Genomic DNA, 13,663 nt, shown 5'->3' with positions numbered 1-13,663 from the left:
GGCTTTTCTAGAACCTCCATCATACAACTTTCATAGCAAATCGCGCCGCATCCCAGGTCGCTTCCAGCGAATGGATAGCCGACCTTTCAAACATCCCAATGTGATATTAATCAACAGTCGGGCAGAGCTTGTGCCCTATTCGCCGGGTGGACGAAAGTCAACACTCATCTTAATCGCATCATCAAGCTCTTCAGGAGTAAGAAGAGCAACACCATTAATGCTAAAAGTTCCAGTGATGTTGCCAGCGAGAGTTACGGCTGTTGTGGTTACATTGTCAGGCAAATCTACAATGATATAGAAGTCGTTTTCACCGAAGGAAAAAAAAAGACCTCAAGTGATCCACCAACACTTCCCAAGGCCTGTTTTGCTGCCTCAATTCTTTTTGAGCCACCCTCTTCCATAAGCCCTTTATAACCTTCTGGCGTATACGAACCATAGAAAAGGTACTTGGGCATAGAAAACCTCCTAACAACTATGAATTGATACAAATAGGACGGCTAACGGTTTTGAGCTGAGCGGCCCCCAAGACTACCCTACCGATTTTACGCTCCTCGTGCGTGATCCGCTCCAGCGAGACGTTAGCCGCCATTTCTGGGCGTGTGAATGGGATATCTTATTTCTAGCCTATAGATCACGCTTTGACAAAAGGACTAATTGGGGTGAAATCGGCTTGGAGCATATTACGTCAGAGCATATCTACCGAAAGTGTTTAAATATGCTGTTCACAGCAAGGAAAGTCCAGGCGACGATACCGGCAAATCCCAAAAGACGACCAACTGCCGGCCAAGAAGACTCCCAAATCCATAGCGCTACCATGATCGGTAGAAACAGCACCCAGACGATAATCTTTGGCACCGTAGGCAAAGCCTGAGTCCAGATCCAGATCTCGTCGAGCCACTCATGATTCATGATCAGCGCGACGACTAACCCGACCCATAGCACAACGAAGATTAAATTTGCATAGAGCGTCATACTCTTTGAAATGAAATCGTTCCAGAATGAAGCTTCCCTCATAGTCACCATCTCTGACTTACATGATAGACAATCGTAAAAGGATTCTCCAGCCCAATAAAGTTTTATGGCGCATAACGTGTTATTCAGGCGCTCGGCGTTTTTGACCCTGACGCGACTTTGCTCATAACCAAATACCTAAAAATCGCGCTGCTTACCTTGAGGCGAAGCCGAGTCGCCTGCAATTTGGGTTAGCTGCCGCCCGGTCGTTATCCTGATTTTCTGACCTGCCTGCCTATTGCATTTTCCGACTTTGCTCGATTAAGGTACATTACCGTCAAACCTTGCAAATCTCAACGTCATTCCAATTGCCGCAAGATTTTCTTTACCCTTCTCTGCTGCGAAGACGATAATACTCCTAATCGTTTGTTCAATACGCCGATGTATTCTTCCTGATTTTCCAATTTTACCGCACAAAAAATACTCTCCGCATATTGCGCCACACTCTTGGAGCGACAAGTTTTTAGTTTTTCTATCAAATATGGAAATATCGCCTGATTGTATTCGTCTTCTACCGAAGCAACTTTCGCCAATGTTCTTATGCCATTATCTTGTGTTATGACTGAACCTTTTTCCACCGCTTCAATGATGTATTCCCTATTCTCAAATATTTCTTGTGCTTTTTGTTCTGCTATCAAGGATAAGCAGATCATTGACTGCCATACTCGACGATTTCGTTTGTCTGATAGTAATTTCAAAAAATCGAATACGTATTCTTCTATCAATTCAGGATCGTTACGGCCGATTTCTTCCATGACTCCATCGCAGTCACTTTGAATTTTCTTGTCCTTGCTCCAGAGATTTTCTGCGATTTCTTGGATGCCTTCAGTATTTTTCGTCCGAACAAGTTCTCTGGCCAATTCCTTGTTCGGCTCTTCATCTCTTCGGTCTTGCATGGATGCTAATTTTGATAAAACAGACATCACTTTATCCTCACTTTTTTATTTGCGCTTAGGCAGCTATCGGTGTGATTCTGTGGATTAGATGGCAGATAATACCCGAGTCTCCACCATATGCAGAAAATCTTCTATGTAATACCCGGATCCAGGCGCATATTTGGAAGAACGTCCGCATATCCATCCCACTCCCGGTATTATGCAGACCACCCCGTTCTGACACTGCTACTCCTGTACAAGCAGGCTTGCCCAACTCCGGTAATCCGAGTATACTTTTGGCGCTTTCTCGATTCTAGCACAACCAACCTCGGGCGCCAAACCATCTCAAATAAGGGGGAACTTTATGTCAGGCCAGCCTCGACGACTCCTGGATCAGGTCAGGGATCTCATCCGGCTCAAACACTATGCCTACAGCACGGAGAAGACCTACGTCCAATGGATCAAGCGCTTCATCCTCTTCCACAACAAGCGCCATCCCCGCGACATGGGAAGGCCGGAGATCGAGGCCTTTCTCACCCACCTGGCCGTGGAGCGCAACGTGAAAGCCTCAACCCAGAACCAGGCCTACAGTGCATTACTGTTTCTCTATCGAGAGGTCCTGGATATCGATCCCGGTTTCCCGATCCAGGCAGTACGCGCTCGCAAGCCCAGACGTTTACCAACCGTGCTCACGCGGGAAGAGGTGCACCTCGTGATCGGCTACATGTCCGGTATTCAGCAGATCCAGGCCCAGCTACTCTACGGAAGCGGCTTACGCCTCATGGAAACCCTGCGGCTCCGCACCAAGGACCTGGACTTTGCCCGGCACCAGATCATCGTGCGGGACGGCAAAGGCGCGAAGGATCGCATCACCATGCTGCCCGACAGCCTCGTCGTGCCACTGCGAGAACACCTGCCGCGTGTCAAACGCCTCCACGACTGTGATCTCGCACAAGGCTACGGATCTGTCCATATGCCTTACGCCTTTGAGCGCAAGCATCGTAACGCCAGCCGGGAATGGATTTGGCAGTATGTGTTTCCCTCTGCAAAGCTGTCCATGGATCCCCGCAGTGGGGTGACTCGGCGCTGGCACCAGAGCCCGAGCACTTTGCAGAAAGCCGTTAAGCGCGCTGCCAGCCAGACCGGCATAACGAAACGCATTTCCTGCCACACTTTCCGTCACAGCTTTGCCACTCATCTTCTCGAAGAGGGCTACGACATTCGCACTGTACAGGAACTCCTCGGCCACAAGGATGTGAAAACCACCATGATCTACACCCATGTGCTCAACCGGGGCGGCCTGGCTGTAAGGAGTCCGCTGGATACCTGGGCCCCAGGGTCTCACTCAGCGTGCAGGACCAAGGTGTCCCAACGGGTGTAGCTACACCAACGGTCGCTGGTGATGTCCTCCACGAACACCGTGACACCTTCGGGAAATCGCATCATGTTGCGCAGATTGGAAAAAATGAGGGCATCAATGCTGCGTTTCCCGCGCGATCGCCATGATCAGTCGTGCCAGCAACGCAGTGCGCGGGACGATGCTGTCGACGAGCAGGTATTCCGCAGGGCTGTGGTCCTTGGCGCCAACCGGGCCCAGGCCATCCAATACAGGCGCTCCGGCTGCTGCCATATAGCTGGCATCTGATGTGCCACCGGACACGAATTCCGATAACGAAAAGCCCAATGCTGCTGCTTCCCGGTGGGCCAGGGCAGCCAGCCAGGCACTGGCGACAGGTTCCATTGCCGGCATCATGAAAGCCCCCTCCAGTTGTCCCTGGGTGCCGCCGACATCGCAGCGCTCTGCAATGGCGCGAATGGCCTGTTCGACCTCCGGCACGTCCTCGGCCCTGCCAACCCGCACGTCGACTTCTGCATAGGCGTTACCGGCCACCGTGTTGTGGGTTACGCCGCCGTGAATCACGCCCACATTGACCGTGACTCCGGGCCACCGGCCCGTCAAACGGGCCAGGTCATCGATTTTCCTTGCCAGTGCCAGAGTTGCACTGGCTCCCCGCTCAAATTCGGAACCCGCGTGGGCCTCGATTCCCGTGATTTGCAACCGGAATCGTCCTCCTGCCTTACGCGCCACTGTAAGCGCACCGTACGGCAGAGGCGCCATAGGCCAGCCCGCCTCCAGGACCAGCGCTGCATCCGCCATTCGCACCAGAGGCAGATAGCCTGGTTCCGAGCAGGGGGAATTGATTTCTTCATCGCTGTTGCAGAAGAATATGATCTCGGCGAAGTTGCTGAAGCCTTCGAGTTGCAGTGCTTCCAGGGCATATAGGCCCGCCAGCAATCCCCCTTTCATGTCGCAAGTACCCGGTCCAATTGCCTGACCCTCCTCGATCACCAGGGGGCGGCTGGCGGCCGTTCCTTGAGGATAGACCGTATCCATGTGACCTGAAAGCAAGATCCGTGCCCTGCCAGTCCCGCGCAAGGTACCGATGACACTATCCCCCAAACGTTGATCCCGGCATGGGTACCGGTTGATGGTGCAGCCGAGCGCTGTGAGCCTGCGGGCCATCAACGAGCCAATGGTGTTGACGCCATCCGGATTGTAGGTGCCGGAGTCGATCGCCGTAAATGTTCTAAGATCATCCAGGAAGCGGGGAAGCTGGCTATCGAGCCAGGTCATCATGGCATGGGAAGGCATGTCTCGTTCCAGGGTAGGTAGTGGACGCCGTTTGACAGGTGGTCGTTTGCCTGCGGACAGGGGACGGCGGACCGCAGACCAACGACTGCGGCCCGTCGTCCGTCGCCCGCCTGTTGAGGATGAGTATACCGACGCGCGAGCGGATGTCAAACAGAAAGAAACCGGTCCGCGGATCTCGATATCCGCGGACCGGCCGACTGCTCAGTTGACATAGACTTCGCGAGAGATTGCTTTGGCCCAGGCGAGACCCATGGTGTTCCAGGTGCCTGGTCCCGGGCCTCACAATGACAAGTTCACTCTCCTGGCTAACAGAGCAATTAGTGAACGCGACTACACCCGTGGTTTACATGCCAGTTGCGTCCTTCTTGCCTTCCCAGTCCATCACGAAGGTCTCGAAGCGGTTGCCGCCCAGGTTGTAGTAGGTTCGGTCCAGGTATGGTTTGGTTACCTGAACGGTGGTATAATAGTAGATGGGTGTGTAGGCAGCAGCAGTTTCGCTGAGGATCATTTCAGCTTCCTTATACAGTGCCTTGCGTTCTTCCGGATCGGTGCTGCGCTGGGCAGCTACAGTCAGCTCGTTGAAACTCATGCCATTGGGGGCAAGTGGCGCATTGGCGCTCTCGTCCCAGCGCAGGCGATTGGAGCCAGCCTCGGTGTTGAATACCTCGTGGACCCAGTTGTTCTGATCGGGGTAGTCGGCGCACCAGCCCATGCGGAAGACGTGGGGCACCTCCTCGATGGGCGACTCCTTCTTGATGGTATCCAGGAACACCCGCCACTCCTGGTTCTCGACCGATACGTCGATTCCCAGGCCATCCTTCCACATGGCCTGAATGGCCTGGGCGATGGCAGCATGCCCCTCGGAGGTGTTGTGCATGATGGAGATGGTCGGGAAACCTTCACCGTCGGGGTAGCCCGCTTCAGCCAGCCACGCCTTGGCCTGTTCAAGGCCCTTGTCGTAGCCCCAGCCACCCTGCTCCTCCGACAGCGCCCACGGGGCAATGTCGGGATCCTCGGCCGCGTTGCCGAAGATGTTGGAGAGAGCGAAGGTGTTGGCAGGAATCTGGCCACCCTTGGTCACGAACTCCACCAGGGTCTTGCGATCGATGGCGGCGGAGAGGGCCTTGCGCACCAGCACGTCGTCCATCGGGGGTTTGGTGTTGACGAAGCCGTAGTAGTAGGTGCAAACTCCAGGCGCAATGTAGAGTTCTTCGCTCAGGACAGGATCGGTTTTGACACGATCCATGTCAGGCAGTGGCACGGGAACGGTATCCATCTCGCCCGCCTCGTACATCGCGAAGGCGGTGGAGGCCTCCTGGATCATGAACAATTCGACTTTGTCGATGTTGCCGGGCGCGGTGCCGTCGCTCCAGCCGTACCAGGTGGGGTTCTTTTCCAGCGTCATGCTGTCACTGTGGAACCACTCGTTGAGCATGTAGGGGCCGTTGGTGACGATGTTGCCCGCCTCGGTCCACTTCTCACCGAATTCCTCGATGGTGGCCTGGGGCATGGGGCGGTTGACCCACATGCCGGCGATGGCCGGGAAGTAGGGAGCCGGTGTGTTCAACGTAAATTGAATCGTGTAATCGTCAAGAGCCTCGACGCCGACACCGTCGAGCAATGCCTGTAGTTCCTCTTCACCCAGGCCTTCCACATCGGCCGTGTTCAGTTCCTGGCAACCGGCGATGATATAGTCTACATAAGCGTAGGACGATCCCGTATTTGGGTTACAGGTACGCTTCACGCCGTAGACGATATCGTGGGCAGTCACAGGGCCTTGTTCCGTGATGCCGGTGCTGGGCTTGAAGTTGATCCATAAGCCATCATCCCTCATGTTGAAGATCCAGGTCAAGCCATCGTCGGAGATGCTCCATTCGGTGGCCAGTTCCGGCTCGATGATGCCCCCTTCGTCGAAGCCGGTCAAACCCAGAAAGAGGTTCTCGTCCAGGTCAACTGAGATATTGTCGGTGGCCAGCGAGGGATCCAACGTCGGAGGTTCCGAGCCGAGATTCCACTGCATGGTGGTCTTCTCCATGCTGGCATCTGGAGTCGGCGTGACCTCGACGATCTTTTCTTCGGTGACGATCTTCTCCTCGGTTACCACGACTGTTTCGACGACGGTCACTTCTTCGGTTACTACGACCGTTTCCTTTACGGTGACGACCTCTGCTTCTGGGGCTGGACAGGCTGTCAGGATCAAACTGGAGATGATCAGCAGGCCAAGCAATATGGCCCATCGTTTACCGGACATGGTTTCTCCTCCATATTATCAGGTATCGTTCTTGTTTGGGATAAGCAGGCAAATGGGGAATGACCAGCCTTGCAGACAGGCCCAGTATCGCCCTATCTACCTGGAACTATGGAAGCCTGCCAAACTTCATGGTGCGATTGCAGGGGCTCATTGGGCGGGACACCTCCTCGATAAACATGCCACATCGCGCCGGTCACGAAGATGGAACCAGCGTCTGTGGAAGATTCGAATGTCCCTGGCCAGGGGGATGGTGCTGCAAGCACCATCCGTTCATAACACCATGAGCCATCGTTTAAGGTTCAATGTTGGAAGAACCGCGAACAGGAAGCCCCCACGGTTTTTCCGGGGCAACAAACCTTGTCAACCCATGTTGGCTGGGCTATAATGGCCCAGTATGACAACCAGTTGGATTTCGCCGACCGTGGTTACCGGTGGGATTGCCAATGGTGATTGCCCGTTGCTTCTGAACCCACGATCGAGTGGGGAGAATGCGTGAGCACAGTGCTTTCCCCGCGAGAGCCGGAGGATGGATAATGAGTGAGGAAAACGAAGCGAAGACGTTTGAGGGAACAAGCTCCGTAGCGCAACGGCTCCAACAGGTCGGGCAGATAGCCGGGATGACAGCAAGTGGCGCTGTTGCGACAGCTGATGGTTCCGCCAGCATGGCTGCGGCCGAGTCGGAACGCCTTTCCGATAAGGCGGTTGAGGCATCTGATGATCTGGCTAAGGCCCTTGGCGATGCCCTCACAACATCTGTTGTCGGCGGCGCGCGGTCCTCAGGTGCCTGGGCAGGTGCTTTCAAGGGCACAGCCGAGGGTCTCTTGATGGCGTTAACGATCGGTGGCGAGTCCTTCGGCGAAGCAACCCGCAGCATCCTTCGCAGTTCTGGCAGGGCTGCCGGCAAGATGACCGAGGCATTTCTGGTAGCGCTGGAAGATGAGGAAAAGGGCGCCGTCCAGGCCAAGGCCACCAGCAAGGAATTCGCCCAGGAGGTTTTTGATGCTACCGCGGAAGCGGCTTTCGGAGCTCTGGGTGGAACGTCAATGGCAGTCGGTGCCGTGGCCGGCGGTGTGAAAGGCGCAGCTCATGGCACCATCGAGGGCGTGAGGGAAGTGGCCGATGCTGGCGCGGAAGCAACCTGGGTTGTCACCACAGAGTCGGCCAGGGGTGGCACGCAGGTCATGCGCCGAGTGTTGCGACGGCCTGGGGAGGAATGAAATCCTTCAGGTGCTCGCTTTTTCCAAGATGATGAATGCTCGACCCGCCGGCGGTCGAGTTTTTCTTTTTCGCCGGCTCTATTGAGCAAGGACCCGCTCCACCGACTCGGCAAGGGTGAGCTCGCCCGCCATTACGGCATCCTGATAAGCAACTGCCCACTGGTAGAGCTGAGACCTGGCTTCCAGGAGTTCAATTCTCATGAGCCGGGCCAGGGGGCCACCATCCTCGAGAAAACCAGTATCGAAAAAGTCACGTTCGGCCAGCTGAAGGTTATACTCCAGCCGAACGATCCTGGCCTGCCAGCCATTCATGTGCCATGTCATCTGACCATAGCTGACCCGCTGATCGCCGTCGAATGGTAAACCGGCGGCACCCACATTCACCACCAGGGTCTCGTCTACCTGACGCACCAACGGCCAGTGGGTGTGGCCAACCACAAACAGGGGAACCACTGGACGCCCGATCTGCTTGCGAAGTGAAATGTCGTCGGTCGTGGGATAAATGCCATCCCGGTTGCCGCGCGTGGAGGCATGCGTGATTCGAACCTCATGTCCATTTGGCGTTGGCAGACTCTGTTGAAAGGGCATTGCCTCCAATGCTTGCACGTCGCAATTCAACTGGCGATATGTCCAAAGTGAACTGCGAAAGATCTCCCCTAATGGTCCGCTGCGAGGCGAATCTGGTTTCGATTGGGCAATGACGTAATCCTCATGGTTACCTCGAACCAGATGCCACCCATCGCGAGCCTGTCGTTCCAGGATCAGCTGGAGGCATGCCAGTGGCTGCGGACCGCGATTTACCACATCTCCCGCAACTACCACCGCGTCTGGTTTCCAGCAGTCGATATCCTCGAGGACTCTTTCAAGCGCACGCAGGTTGGCGTGAATATCGGATAATACGGCTAGCTTCATATTCCTAACCTGGACAGGCCAGAGGAACGCTGATTACGCAGACCTTCGGCGCAGATAATCGCAGATCTTTTTATGATGGATCTGCGATTATCTGCGTTCATCAGCGTTGATCCTTCGGCTACGCTCAGGACAGGTCTGCGGTACGCCGTCGTTAGGTTCGCGGATAATTTCCTTGCCCAGTGTGCAAGAATCTGACTCGAAAGGTACTTTCCTGAGTCCCGCAGGGCCAGTGGAGTGGATGCGAAGCACCGCTGGGAACCACCCCGGAGAGGTAAGCGATGCGAGACGCCAGTACACCAATATGCCGATGCGAATGCAAGTCCTTCGGCGAGGCGTCCCCGCCAACTGTGACCACTGACCATTGGCTAGATTCTCAGGTCATCTTGGACATAGTGCGCCGCTGGGCCGAAATCCATGACCTGCCCGCCGAAGCCGCGTTGGAAGCGTATGGCATCTTTTTTGCTTTCGAATACAAGTACTGTTGGGGTGCAGCATAGCGTGATCGACGGGCTGATCAGATAACTGCCCCTTTTGCCATTGAAAGTCCGATCAAACAGGTAATCGGTCGCAAGGAATGTTCGTACCTGTTCGGATGATCGGGCATAGGCCAAAAGCCCACAATGAGGACAACAGGCCCGCCGCCGGGTCCCATCGTTGAACTCGATTAGTACGCGGATGCGCCCGGTTGAGGTGCCAAGACAGGTCACACAGTCTTCGTCACTGCGGGTTGTTTCGTCGGGCAGGATGGCGCCGCCTCGAACCTTTTTCAGTTGGCCAGCCTGGTCCAACCGCTTCAGATCTCGATGGATGGTCATGCCAGACACGCCCAGTTGTTCAGCCAGGTCTTCGATGCGCACCGTGTTCTGGTCTGAGAGCTGCTTCAAAATATAACGGTGTCGGTCAGTTGGCATCATTTCGTCCGTCCTTGTGAAACACAACAGAATTGGTCATGTTATGACATAACAGGAAAAGCATGTCAAGTTCTGATGGATGATCAGTCTGTGCAGGCAGGCGCAACCACGGTATGGGAGGGCGGCGGGTCGGGCAGAACTGTCAGCCGTCCGGTGCGCACGCTGGAGGCTGCCCCCTCCAGTCCATCGACGAACATCGTGAAGGCATTGAGCGCCGGCGAATGGGGAGTTCTGTCATTGTCGACCATGTGCAGCCAGCGTTTCATACTGATTCCCTTCAGTGCAAGGGCCTTGATACTGCCCCAGGCGACGCCGCGCTCCGCTGTGACTTTGGAAACGAACCCAAGCCCAAACCCTTCCTCGACCGTCATGATGATGGCTTCCGAGTTGTCGAGGACGAGTACACATTCCATCCGTTCGATGTCTATGCCTGCTTGATCCAAGCCCTCCACCAGGGCAGAGTGTGTTCCTGAGTCTGGTTCCCGCAGGATGAATCGTTCGTGGTACAGCTCGTTGGGATTGATGGATTCCCGATCGGCCCATTCGTGATTGCCTGGCACGACCAGAACGATCTCATCCTCGAAGAAGAGACGATGGTGGAGTCCGCCTCGATTGACGCGTTCGCTGGTCACGGCCAGGTCAACTTCGCCAGCCAGCAGCCACTCGATGACTCGGGATCTGTGGCCGACTTTCACTGTGCCCCGAACCAAAGGGAACTCCTCTCTGTAACGGGCCAGAAGGTGGGGCAGCACGTATTTTCCGGAGGAAGTTGAGCAGCCGATGGTCAGGTGACCGGAGACTTCGCCGGTCAGGGCAAGGGCTGCCTCCTCCAGTTGTTTGCTGGAACGCAACAGATCTTTCGATAACGGCAGAAGTGTCTGCCCGACCGGGCTGAGTTTAATCCGGCGACCATGGCGAACGAAAAGCTCGATTCCCAGGTGTCGTTCCAGCGACTGCACGTGCTGGCTTACACTGGGTTGACTCATGTTCAACTGGCGGGCCACTCGCGTCAAGTTCTCGGTTTCTGCTGCCATCACGAATACTCGCAGGCTTTCCAGATTTAGCATGGGGGACCTGTCCCTTCTTACCCATTTGACTCTATGATCATCATCTCGAATTAGAGTATATCAGAAAATCCAATATAAATACATGATCTATGTCATAAAACTTTTATTAGAGATCGGGTATTATCAGAAGTACGTGGGTGTGTGGACACGCGATCTTTTCGCATGTCTGGCAGCTTATGCCCATGATTTCCAATCCGAAGACGGCAATCCTTCGAGTGCAACAGCATGTCGGAGCTTCCGTTGAACTTTCGATGATCAGGAGGAGATAATGACTCGTCACCGTTTGTTAGTAGGACTGCTGGTCCTGCTGCTCATTGTTCTGGCAGGGTGTGGAGGTTCATCTGAACCTGAGGCCACAGCTGTGCCGCCCACCAACACGCCGGTGCCACCGACAAACACCCCGGTGCCACCGACAAACACCCCGGTACCGCCAACTGCAACTCCGGTGCCACCGACGGCAACCCCGGTGCCACCGACGGCTACTCCCGAACCAGAACCGGAACCTGAGGCAGGTGCATTTGAGGCAGTCCAGGCTGCCGCCGAGGCCTATGTGACATCGGACGCCAAGCCGGTGATGACGGCGGATGCCCTCTTCGAGAACCTGAACGACGGCGATCCCGACAACGATCCCTTTGTTGTGTCAGTGCGCTCGCCCGACCACTACGCTTTGGGTCACATTCCTGGCGCGATCAATATTCCCTGGAAGAACATCGCCAAGCCGGAGAGCCTGGCCAAGCTGCCCACCGACCGGCCAATCGTGACCTACTGCTATACCGGCCACACGGGCCAGGCGGCGGCGACGGCACTCAACCTGCTGGGCTATGATACCATAAACCTGAAATTCGGCATGATGGGCTGGACGCAGGACGATGAGGTGCTGGCCACCAAGCGCTACGATCCGGCAACCTCGCCCGATTATCCGTTGGAGACGGAGCCCAACGAGGCGACCGAGACCTATGACTTCCCCGAACTGGCCATCGAAACCGATATGCCCGACGACGTGGTGCGAGCTGCGGTGGATGCCTATCTGAATGCCGAGGGCATGAAACCGGTGATCACTGCGGATGCTGTGTTTGAGAACCTGAACGACGGCGATCCCGACAACGATCCGGTGATCGTGTCGGTGCGCGGGCCCGATCACTACGCCCTGGGTCACATTCCCGGTGCGATCAACATTCCCTGGAAGACCATCGCTGATCCGGCGAATCTTGCCAAGCTGCCCTCTGACAAGCCGATCGTGACCTACTGCTATACCGGTCACACCGGCCAGTTGGCCAACACGGTGCTCGGTGTGCTGGGTTATGACACCGTCAACATGAAGTATGGTATGATGGGCTGGACGCAAGACGATGAGGTGTTGGCGACCGGGCGTTATGATCCTGCAACCTCGCCTGACTACCCACTGGAAACCGACGGGGACAAGGCCACGGAAACAGGAATGGCCGACAACGCGGTTCAGGTGGCTGCGGTGGATTACTTCAGCCAGGGTACCAAGAACATTACTGCCGAGGCGTTGTTCGAGAATCTCAACGACGGCGATGAAGGCAATGACCCCTACATCATCTCTGTGCGCAGTCCCGACGACTACGCCAAGGGCCATATCGCTGGTGCCGTCAACATGAGCCCCAAAGATGTTCTCAATCCTGAAACTCTGGCAGCGTTGCCTGCCGATCAGGAAATCGTGGTTTACTGCTACACCGGCCAGACTGCCAGCCACGTTACTTCTCAGTTGAACACGGCCGGCCTGGACGCCAAGAATCTGCTGTTTGGAATGAGCAGCTGGAGCGACGATCCCGAGGTCTACAACAAACGCTTTAATCCCGACGCCACGCCAATGGGATATGCAACGGTTACCGAGCCCTTTGAAGCCGAGGGCACCTTCGATCTTGCTTCACCGCTGGCAGCCGAGCCTGCACCGGCGGGTGATGCCTACTTCGACGGCGGTGGGCCAAGGTATACATCGGCAGAGGCTCTCTTTGAGAATCTCAATGATGGCGACACCGACAACGATCCCTATATCATCTCGGTCCGCTCGCAAGAGGACTACGACAAGGGCCACATCGACGGCGCTGTCTGGTACAGCCCCAAAGAGTTGTTCCAGCCAGACGTGCTTGATTCGCTGCCCACCGACCGGGAAATCGTGGTTGCCTGCTATACCGGCCAGACAGCCAGCCAGGTTACGTCGGCGTTGAATGCGTTAGGATACGATGCCAGTTCGCTGCTGCATGGCATGAGCGGCTGGACCGATGATCCTGAGGTGTTTGTCAAACGCTTCAACCCTGGTGTCCACGTCCAGGGCTATCCGACGGAGTCTGGTTCTTAACGACTGTTGCTAAACGACACCGACTCTGCCTGTCTCGCATCGATCACGATGCGAGACAGGCGTTTCCCGCTTTCGGGTAAGGAGCCAGCCCTTGAAACAAGCAAGATTTCGCCCCATCTGGCTGTGGATTGTATTGGGTCTGATGGTTGTGACCCTTGTGGCCCTGCTGGTTCAATCGGCGCCGATGTCACAGGCGCTGGCGAGCCGGTCCACGGGCAGTTCTCTCGAATTGACCACTGTCCCCGCTAAAGACACGAGCCAATCACCGGCCGGGGAGACAGTGGACGAGGAACAACCCGTACAGCTGGCCCTGGTGGCCGATGCGCCGGCGTCCGACAATTGCGTGGCGTGTCACACCAACAAGGAACTGCTGCAGCAGTTAGCGGAGGAACCCATCGAGGTGGTTTCCGAGCTGGCTTCAGGTGAAGGCTGAGCGGGAGAAT

13 protein-coding genes are annotated in these 13,663 nt (G+C 55.7%); 4 read left to right on the top strand and 9 right to left on the bottom strand.

The annotated features are described in order from the left end of the window. Positions 1 to 135 precede the first annotated feature (135 nt). The 4 genes from U9R25_01505 to U9R25_01490 all read right to left on the bottom strand — a co-directional run bounded on the left by U9R25_01505 (position 136) and on the right by U9R25_01490 (position 1,934). Positions 136 to 282: a hypothetical protein gene (locus U9R25_01505; GenBank protein MEA3334555.1), complete on the bottom strand. Its 147-nt coding sequence runs from the start codon at positions 280 to 282 to the stop codon at positions 136 to 138. Between the two features lie 2 nt (positions 283 to 284). Continuing rightward, positions 285 to 455: a hypothetical protein gene (locus U9R25_01500; protein MEA3334554.1), complete on the bottom strand. Its 171-nt coding sequence runs from the start codon at positions 453 to 455 to the stop codon at positions 285 to 287. A 241-nt stretch (positions 456 to 696) separates the two neighbouring features. After that, complete coding sequence (locus U9R25_01495) at positions 697 to 1,014, bottom strand: hypothetical protein (GenBank protein MEA3334553.1); 318 nt, start codon at positions 1,012 to 1,014, stop codon at positions 697 to 699. Between the two features lie 296 nt (positions 1,015 to 1,310). Next, on the bottom strand, positions 1,311 to 1,934 hold the full coding sequence (locus U9R25_01490) for a hypothetical protein (GenBank protein MEA3334552.1): 624 nt from the start codon (positions 1,932 to 1,934) through the stop codon (positions 1,311 to 1,313). A gap of 316 nt (positions 1,935 to 2,250) precedes the next feature. Here U9R25_01490 and U9R25_01485 point away from each other — a divergent pair, with 316 nt between their 5' ends. Beyond that, entirely contained in the window at positions 2,251 to 3,267 is a 1,017-nt protein-coding gene (locus U9R25_01485) for an integron integrase (GenBank protein ID MEA3334551.1), read from the top strand. A 93-nt stretch (positions 3,268 to 3,360) separates the two neighbouring features. Here U9R25_01485 and U9R25_01480 read toward each other — a convergent pair whose 3' ends face one another. Then, positions 3,361 to 4,539 (bottom strand): M20 family metallopeptidase, encoded by a 1,179-nt coding sequence (locus U9R25_01480; protein ID MEA3334550.1) that lies wholly within the window; start codon positions 4,537 to 4,539, stop codon positions 3,361 to 3,363. A gap of 343 nt (positions 4,540 to 4,882) precedes the next feature. Then, positions 4,883 to 6,790 (bottom strand): peptide ABC transporter substrate-binding protein, encoded by a 1,908-nt coding sequence (locus U9R25_01475; protein MEA3334549.1) that lies wholly within the window; start codon positions 6,788 to 6,790, stop codon positions 4,883 to 4,885. 533 nt (positions 6,791 to 7,323) lie between these two features. Here U9R25_01475 and U9R25_01470 point away from each other — a divergent pair. Next, positions 7,324 to 8,007 carry a hypothetical protein gene (locus U9R25_01470; protein ID MEA3334548.1) on the top strand — a complete coding sequence of 228 codons (684 nt, stop codon included), beginning with the start codon at positions 7,324 to 7,326 and terminating at the stop codon, positions 8,005 to 8,007. Positions 8,008 to 8,085: 78 nt separating this feature from the next. Here the strand turns inward: U9R25_01470 and U9R25_01465 are convergent, their stop codons facing one another. The 3 genes from U9R25_01465 to U9R25_01455 all read right to left on the bottom strand — a co-directional run bounded on the left by U9R25_01465 (position 8,086) and on the right by U9R25_01455 (position 10,897). Then, positions 8,086 to 8,919: a metallophosphoesterase family protein gene (locus tag U9R25_01465; protein MEA3334547.1), complete on the bottom strand. Its 834-nt coding sequence runs from the start codon at positions 8,917 to 8,919 to the stop codon at positions 8,086 to 8,088. 365 nt (positions 8,920 to 9,284) lie between these two features. Continuing rightward, positions 9,285 to 9,833 carry a DeoR family transcriptional regulator gene (locus U9R25_01460; GenBank protein MEA3334546.1) on the bottom strand — a complete coding sequence of 183 codons (549 nt, stop codon included), beginning with the start codon at positions 9,831 to 9,833 and terminating at the stop codon, positions 9,285 to 9,287. An 80-nt stretch (positions 9,834 to 9,913) separates the two neighbouring features. After that, complete coding sequence (locus tag U9R25_01455) at positions 9,914 to 10,897, bottom strand: LysR substrate-binding domain-containing protein (GenBank protein ID MEA3334545.1); 984 nt, start codon at positions 10,895 to 10,897, stop codon at positions 9,914 to 9,916. Positions 10,898 to 11,165: 268 nt separating this feature from the next. Here U9R25_01455 and U9R25_01450 point away from each other — a divergent pair, with 268 nt between their 5' ends. Next, entirely contained in the window at positions 11,166 to 13,220 is a 2,055-nt protein-coding gene (locus U9R25_01450; protein ID MEA3334544.1) for a rhodanese-like domain-containing protein, read from the top strand. A 91-nt stretch (positions 13,221 to 13,311) separates the two neighbouring features. Further along, positions 13,312 to 13,653, top strand: a complete 342-nt coding sequence (locus tag U9R25_01445; protein ID MEA3334543.1) for a hypothetical protein — start codon at positions 13,312 to 13,314, stop codon at positions 13,651 to 13,653. Positions 13,654 to 13,663 lie beyond the last annotated feature (10 nt).

This window comes from Chloroflexota bacterium (genome assembly GCA_034717495.1).
Taxonomy (GTDB): domain Bacteria; phylum Chloroflexota; class Anaerolineae; order JAAEKA01; family JAAEKA01; genus JAYELL01.
This window is presented reverse-complemented; position numbering and strand designations above follow the sequence as displayed.